4 protein-coding genes are annotated in these 7,805 nt (G+C 44.0%); 3 read left to right on the top strand and 1 reads right to left on the bottom strand.

Annotation, left to right across the window (positions count from 1 at the left end; translation table 11 throughout):
• Window positions 1-1,246 (top strand): MiiA motif-containing surface protein (locus tag SMSK564_RS13770; protein ID WP_000618721.1); only part of this gene is annotated, 1,246 nt, incomplete at its 5' end.
• Between the two features lie 113 nt (window positions 1,247-1,359).
• Here SMSK564_RS13770 and SMSK564_RS10545 read toward each other — a convergent pair.
• A complete protein-coding gene (locus SMSK564_RS10545; protein WP_000803387.1) occupies window positions 1,360-3,456 on the bottom strand; it encodes a GH92 family glycosyl hydrolase in 2,097 nt (698 codons plus the stop codon).
• A gap of 170 nt (window positions 3,457-3,626) precedes the next feature.
• Between SMSK564_RS10545 and SMSK564_RS10540 the strand changes: the two genes are divergently transcribed.
• Both SMSK564_RS10540 and SMSK564_RS10535 read left to right on the top strand, forming a co-directional pair.
• Entirely contained in the window at window positions 3,627-4,907 is a 1,281-nt protein-coding gene (locus SMSK564_RS10540) for a glycoside hydrolase family 125 protein (protein ID WP_000640503.1), read from the top strand.
• A 203-nt stretch (window positions 4,908-5,110) separates the two neighbouring features.
• Window positions 5,111-7,756 carry an alpha-mannosidase gene (locus tag SMSK564_RS10535; protein ID WP_000432796.1) on the top strand — a complete coding sequence of 882 codons (2,646 nt, stop codon included), beginning with the start codon at window positions 5,111-5,113 and terminating at the stop codon, window positions 7,754-7,756.
• The last annotated feature ends 49 nt before the right edge of the window (window positions 7,757-7,805 follow it).

The raw sequence follows: 7,805 nt of genomic DNA, 5'->3' as shown, positions 1-7,805 counted from the left end.
CAAAACAGCAACAATTCCAGCAACAGACTTAACTAAGTCAGCATCAGACGCAGGTAAAGCAAATGCAGGAAATGGAGCAAATACACCAGCAACTAAGACAGTAGTTAAAGATCCAGCTAACTTAACAGATGAAGAAAAAGCAAAAGTTAAGAAAGCAGTAGAGGATGTAAACCCAGGATCAACTGTAGTAGTAAATGATAAAGGTGATGTAATCGTTACTAAAGGTGATGGAACAGTATTAGTAATCCCAGAACTTGACTTAGTAATTCCAGAAGATAAATTAACTGATCCAACTCAACAAAATGGTGTAAATACACCAGCAACTAGAGTGTTAGTTGGAGATAAAGCTAAATTAACAGCTGATGAAATTGAAAAAGTTAAAGAATCAATTAAAGCAGTCAACCCAGGATCAACTGTAGTAGTAGACGAAAACGGAAATGCGACAGTAACAACTCCAGAAGGTAAGACAGCAACAATTCCAGCAGCTCAATTAGTTAAAGATGCTAAAGATGTTGCAGCTAAGAACAATGGTGAAAACATCAACGTTGACTTCGAAAAAGAAACAGTAGCAGACTTCAATAACTTAACAGATGCAGAAAAAGAAGCTGCAAAAGCTAAGATTAAAGGAGCAAATGCTGATGTAGTAGAAGTTATCTTCGACAAAGCAGGAAACGCAACTGTAATTACTAAAGATGGTAAAGTTTACACAATCGTAGCTAAAGATATCTTTAAACAACGTCCATATGTACCATCAAATGGTGGAGGCAATAACGGAGCTACTAACACTGACGCAAAAGTGGATAAAGCTAAGTTAGAAGGTGCTATCCATCAATTAGATGAATTGATCATCAAAGAATCAACTAAGTTTGATGCAGAAACTGCAAAAGAAGCGAATGCATTATCAGCAGATGCTAAGAAAGTATTTGCTAATGCAGACGCAAGTCAAGCAGAAGTGGATGCAATGGTTAAACGTATCGAAGACTTCATGGCGAAAGTTGCTTCATCAACTGATCATGCAACTCCAGCTAACGATCAAGCTGCTCAAACACCAGCTGTAGCTCCAGCTACAACTCAAGCAGCAGCTAATGCTAGCCAAGAAGCAGCAACAAACGCGCGTAAAGCAGCTAAAGAATTGCCAAATACAGGTACAGCAGATTCTACTGTAGCTATGGTAGCAGCTGCCGCAAGTGCATTACTTGGTCTTGGTCTTGCAGGCCGTCGTCGTAAAGAAGACGAAGAAGCTTAATTGGTAGATTGTTTGATAAACATCAGATGATAAATCCGATTTTCAAAGCTTAAGCAAGTACCTCTCATAAGAAAATCTCCTAGCAGGAAAGTCTGCTAGGAGATTTTTGCATTTCAGGAAGTGGACGGCTGACTTGGTAACCAGCTGAGGGTGAAAGTTAGTTGTTCAGCTTTTAGGAGGTCTTGGTGTTGAATAGTTGATACTAGAGTTGTGTCCAGTCGGCATTCTTTGACAAAGTTAAAATGGTTGTGGTTTTGCTCAGTATGAATATCTAGCCATTTACCTTCTTTAGCAAGGTAGATACGGAGGTGGTTAAAGAGAGGGATTCCGAGATCATAGCTTGGTTTTCCTGGACAGGTCGGATAAAAACCGAGAGCTGACCAGATGTACCAGGCTGAGAGACTGCCATTGTCTTCATCGCCAGGATAGGCTTGCCAGCTTGGGTGAAAGGCTTTCTGACGTAAGGTCTTGATAAGAAGGGCAGTGTAGTCAGGGTAATCGCTGTAGCGGAATAGATAAGGAATGTGGAAGCTCGGCTGGTTAGAAATGGCGAGTTGTCCAAAAGGAGCAGTAGCCATCTCGCTCATTTCGTGAATCTCGTAACCATAGCCTATTGTCTCAAAGAGGGGAGCATCTTGACAGGTTTTCAAAAGATAGTTGCTGAAGGTTTCTTTTCCACCCATAAGTTGGATTAAGTCTGGGATGTCGTGGAGAACGCCTAAAGTTGCTTGGATAGCTGAACATTCGGCATAATCACGTCCCCAACTATAAGGAGAGAAGTCAGGGCGGAAGTTGCCTTGATTGTCTCGCGCTCGCATGTAACCTGTCTCAACATCAAATAGATGGCGGTAATTTTGTGACGCAGCTTTGTAGTTTTCAGCGATTTTTATTTTCCCTAGTTTTTTGGCACAGCTGGCGATACAAAAGTCACTATAGGCGTAGTCTAGGGTATGGCTAACACTTTCGTGGTGGTCGGTAGAGAGGTAGCCCAGTTCTTGGTATTGGGCTAGTCCGTGGCGACCATTGATGCCGAGAGGGTCGGACTTGGTGGCTGTTTCAAGCATGGCTTGGAGGAGTTCTTCTTCTAGGTCAGGAGCCATGTCCTTGCAGGCGCTATCTGCGATAATGCCGTCTAAAAGGGTACCTGGCATCATACCCCGTTCATCTGGAGCCAACCATTTTGGAAGGAATCCAGTATCGCGATAGCTATTGAGAAAGCCTTCTAAAAAGCGGTGATAGTGCTCCGGTATGATAAGGGCAAAGAGGGGGAAGGTGGTGCGGAAGGTATCCCAGAAACCATTGTTGCTGAAGAGGACACCAGGCTTGACAGTTCCAGTAGCCAAATCTATGTGGATGTCTTGCCCAGATTTATTAACCTCATAAAAAGTCTGTGGGAAGAGGAAGAGTCTGTAGAGACAGTGATCAAAGAAGGTTCGGTCAGCCTCTCCTGTTTCTATAATGTCAAAACGATGGAGGAGATTTTCCCAATCCGCTTGGGCATTTGCTTTACAGTTATCAAAATCTTCTTGAGGTAGATTAAGCAGAGCCTGAGAGTGAGAGATGAAAGAAGTCGCTAGCTGAATTTCGGCATGACTATCTTCTAGGTCAATTCGCCAGTCTTCGCCTTCTTGGCTGATAGCAAGAATATCCGTATTCATTTGCAGGGCAGTGAACATCGTTAGTGGATTTTTGTTGGTTTCAGTTTTACCTTCTTGTCGCAGGGCAAGAGTTCGCTTATCTACTTGCTCCACGGTCAGTTCATCTGCTGCGTGAAGATAGAGGGAGAGTGCTTTGCCTTGCTTTTGCTCCAAAAGAATAGAAGCACCGTAGCAAGTCGGTGTGAGCTGGGTTTCAATCTGATAGCGCAGGGAGAAAATCTTCAGATAATGAGGTTGGAAAGAGGCTTTTTCGATATCATAAGAAGACTGGCGGTGAAAGAGGCTGTCTCCACCTAGCTGGCCTGTGGCAGGTGTCAGAAGGAGCCAAGAGTAGTCGCCAATCCAAGGACTGGGCTGATGGGTCAATCGAATTCCCTGAAAGATGGGCAGATGCGGATCGAAAAACCAAGCTCCCTCCTGGTCACTGGTCTGGGGCACAAAGTAATTCATCCCAAAAGGAACGCCTGTGTATGGCAGGGTATTTCCCCGAGAGAAGGCATGTTTGCTGGCAGTTCCAAATCGGGTATCGATGCTTTCAAGTAGTGGTTTCATAGTCTTTCCTTTAGCTGTTTTTCTACATTATATCAGAAAAAGATAACCTTTAGAAAAGGAGTTTTAAAGATAACTATTTTGTAGAAAAATGACTATCATTTGTGTATGTATTTTCTGTCTCAAAAGCTATATACTGAAAATGAAACTTGTTTGAAAGAGGATACTGCACGATGATTTATTCAAAAGAAATTGTTAGAGAGTGGCTAGATGAAGTGGCAGAGCGGGCTAAGGACCATCCAGAGTGGGTGGATGTTTTCGAGCGTTGCTATACAGATACCTTGGACAATACGGTTGAAATCCTAGAAGATGGTTCAACCTTTGTCTTGACTGGGGATATTCCTGCTATGTGGCTTCGGGATTCGACAGCTCAACTCAGACCCTACCTGCATGTGGCTAAAAGAGATGCCCTCCTGCGTCAGACCATTGCAGGTTTGGTCAAACGTCAGATGACCTTGGTACTCAAGGATCCATATGCCAACTCCTTCAACATAGAGGAAAACTGGAAGGGGCACCACGAAACTGACCACACAGACCTTAATGGCTGGATTTGGGAGCGCAAGTATGAGGTGGACTCGCTTTGCTATCCTTTGCAGCTGGCTTATCTCCTCTGGAAAGAGACTGGCGATACTAGTCAGTTTGATGAGACTTTTGTCGCAGCGACTAAGGAAATTCTCCATCTTTGGACGGTGGAACAAGACCACACCAACTCTCCTTATCGTTTTGTTCGTGATACCGATCGTAAGGAAGACACCTTGCTAAATGATGGCTTTGGACCTGATTTTGCAGTGACAGGTATGACTTGGTCAGCCTTTCGTCCGAGCGATGATTGCTGTCAGTATAGTTACTTGATTCCGTCCAATATGTTTGCTGTAGTAGTCTTGGGTTATGTGCAAGAAATCTTTGCAGAATTGGACCTAGCTGATAGCGAGAGCATTATTGCTGATGCTAAGCGCCTCCAGTCTGAAATCCAAGAAGGAATTGAAAACTACGCCTACACAAGCAACAGCAAGGGTGAAAAGATTTATGCCTTTGAAGTGGATGGTCTAGGAAATGCCAGCATCATGGATGATCCAAACGTACCAAGTTTGTTGGCTGCACCTTATCTGGGCTACTGCGATATTGACGACGAAGTCTATCAAGCAACTCGTCGTACCATTCTGAGCCCTGAAAATCCATACTTCTACCAAGGAGAATACGCTAGCGGTCTCGGAAGTTCTCATACCTTCTATCGCTATATCTGGCCAATCGCCCTTTCTATCCAAGGCTTGACAACAAGAGATAAGGCAGAGAAGAAATTCTTGCTGGATCAGCTGGTTGCTTGCGATGGGGGGACAGGTGTCATGCACGAAAGCTTCCACGTGGACGACCCAACTCTCTACTCTCGCGAATGGTTCTCTTGGGCTAATATGATGTTCTGTGAATTAGTCTTGGATTACTTGGATATCCGCTAATACTCTTCGAAAATCTCTTCAAACCACGTCAGCTTCGCCTTGCCGTACTCAAGTACAGCCTGCGGCTAGCTTCCTAGTTTGCTCTTTGATTTTCATTGAGTATAAGGAGCTCGCCTTCGCTTCACTGATTCTTGGAAAGAATCACAAATTTACATTTAAAACGTTAACAATAAAAATTTAAATTTAGAATGAGGTTTTACTTCATGGAAAATGTTGTCGTACATATTATCTCACATAGTCACTGGGATCGTGAGTGGTACTTGCCTTTTGAAAGCCACCGTATGCAGTTGGTGGAATTATTTGACAATCTCTTCGATCTCTTTGAAAATGACTCTGAGTTCAAGAGCTTCCACTTGGATGGTCAAACCATTGTCCTTGATGACTACTTGGAGATTCGCCCTGAAAATCGCGACAAAGTCCAACGATACATCGACCAAGGCAAACTTAAAATTGGTCCCTTTTACATTTTGCAGGATGACTACTTGATTTCAAGTGAAGCCAATGTCCGCAATACCTTGATTGGTCAAGCAGAATGTGCAAAATGGGGCAAATCTACTCAAATTGGTTACTTCCCAGATACCTTTGGAAATATGGGACAAGCGCCTCAAATTCTTCAAAAATCAGGCATTCATGTGGCAGCTTTTGGTCGTGGTGTGAAGCCGATTGGATTTGACAACCAAGTCCTCGAAGATGAGCAGTTTACTTCCCAGTTTTCAGAAATGTACTGGCAGGGTGCGGACGGAAGTCGTGTCCTCGGGATTCTCTTTGCCAACTGGTACAGTAATGGGAATGAAATTCCAGTTGATAAAGACGAGGCCTTGACCTTCTGGAAACAAAAACTGGCAGACGTGCGTGACTATGCTTCGACCAACCAGTGGTTGATGATGAACGGCTGTGACCATCAGCCTGTTCAGAAAAATCTGAGCGAAGCCATTCGTGTGGCAAATGAACTCTTCCCAGATGTAACCTTTGTTCATAGTTCTTTTGATGAATATGTCCAAGCCGTGGAAAGTGCCCTACCAGAGCAATTATCAACGGTTACAGGTGAGTTGACCAGTCAGGAAACAGATGGTTGGTACACACTTGCCAACACTTCTTCATCTCGTATTTATCTCAAACAAGCCTTCCAAGAAAATAGCAACCTCCTAGAGCAAGTTGTAGAACCCTTGACGATTATCACTGGGGGCCACAACCACAAGGACCAGTTGACCTATGCTTGGAAAACACTTTTGCAGAATGCGCCGCATGATAGTATCTGTGGCTGTAGCGTGGACGAAGTTCACCGCGAGATGGAAACGCGTTTTGCCAAGGTCAACCAAGTCGGAAACTTTGTTAAGACCAATCTTCTTAATGAGTGGAAGGGTAAAATTGCTACGGCTAAGGCTCAAAGTGATTATCTCTTTACTGTCATTAACACAGGCTTGCATGATAAGGTTGATACTGTCAGCACAGTGATTGATGTGGCGACTTGTGATTTCAAGGAATTACACCCAACGGAAGGCTACAAGAAGATGGCTGCTCTTACCTTGCCAAGTTACCGTGTGGAGGATTTGGATGGGCGTCCTGTAGAGGTTAAAATCGAGGATCTTGGGGCTAATTTTGAGTATGATTTACCAAAAGATAAGTTCCGCCAAGCTCGTATTGCTCGACAAGTGCGCGTGACCATTCCAGTTCACCTAGCGCCACTTTCTTGGACAACCTTCCAATTGCTGGAAGGAGAGCAAGAACACCGTGAAGGCATTTACCAAAACGGAGTGATTGATACGCCATTTGTAACGGTGAGTGTGGATGACAATATCACAGTCTATGACAAGACAACTCACGAAGCCTATGAAGACTTTATCCGCTTCGAAGACCGTGGTGACATCGGAAATGAGTATATCTATTTCCAACCAAAAGGAACAGAGCCAATCTATGCAGAGCTTAAGGGCTACGAGGTCTTGGAAAACACAGCTCGCTACGCTAAGATTTTGCTCAAACATGAATTGACCGTGCCTGTCAGTGCAGATGAAAAGCTAGAAGAAGAGCAAAAAGGCATTATCGAGTTTATGAAGCGTGAGGCTGGACGGTCAGAAGAATTGACAAGCATTCCTCTTGAAACTGAGTTGACTGTCTTTGTTGACAATCCACAAATCCGTTGCAAGACTCGCTTTACCAACACTGCCAAAGACCACCGTATCCGTCTCTTGATCAAGACTCATAACACGCGTCCAAGCAATGACTCAGAGAGCATCTATGAGGTGGTGACACGACCAAACAAACCAGCTGCTTCATGGGAAAATCCTGAAAATCCTCAACACCAACAAGCCTTTGTCAGTCTGTATGACGATGAAAAAGGAGTGACTGTATCCAACAAGGGATTGAATGAATACGAAATCCTTGGAGACGACACCATTGCAGTGACTATTTTGCGTGCATCAGGTGAGCTAGGTGACTGGGGCTACTTCCCAACACCAGAAGCACAATGCTTGCGTGAATTTGAAGTCGAGTTTGCGCTTGAGTGCCACCAAGCCCAAGAACGCTTCTCAGCTTATCGTCGAGCTAAAGCCTTGCAGACACCGTTTACCAGCCTTCAGCTTGCTAAACAAGAAGGAAGCGTGGCTGCGACTGGTAGTCTCTTGAGCCATTCCGTTCTCAGCATACCGCAAATCTGTCCAACAGCCTTTAAGGTAGCTGAAAATGAAGAAGGCTATGTCCTTCGTTACTACAATATGTGTAGTGAAAATGTACGTGTACCGGAAAGTCAACATCTCTTCCTTGACCTACTTGAACAACCATACCCAGTTCATAGAGGACTCATTTCACCACAAGAGATTCGTACAGAATTCATCAAAAAAGAAGAAATTTAATTTCAACAAGTAAACATAAAGAGAAAGGAGGGGCGAAAAGGTAAGAATT

Origin of the sequence: Streptococcus mitis SK564 (genome assembly GCF_000148525.1) — a bacterium.
GTDB lineage: Bacteria > Bacillota > Bacilli > Lactobacillales > Streptococcaceae > Streptococcus > Streptococcus mitis_H.
The sequence above is the reverse complement of the archived record's forward strand: the minus strand, read 5'-3'. Positions and strand labels throughout refer to the sequence as shown.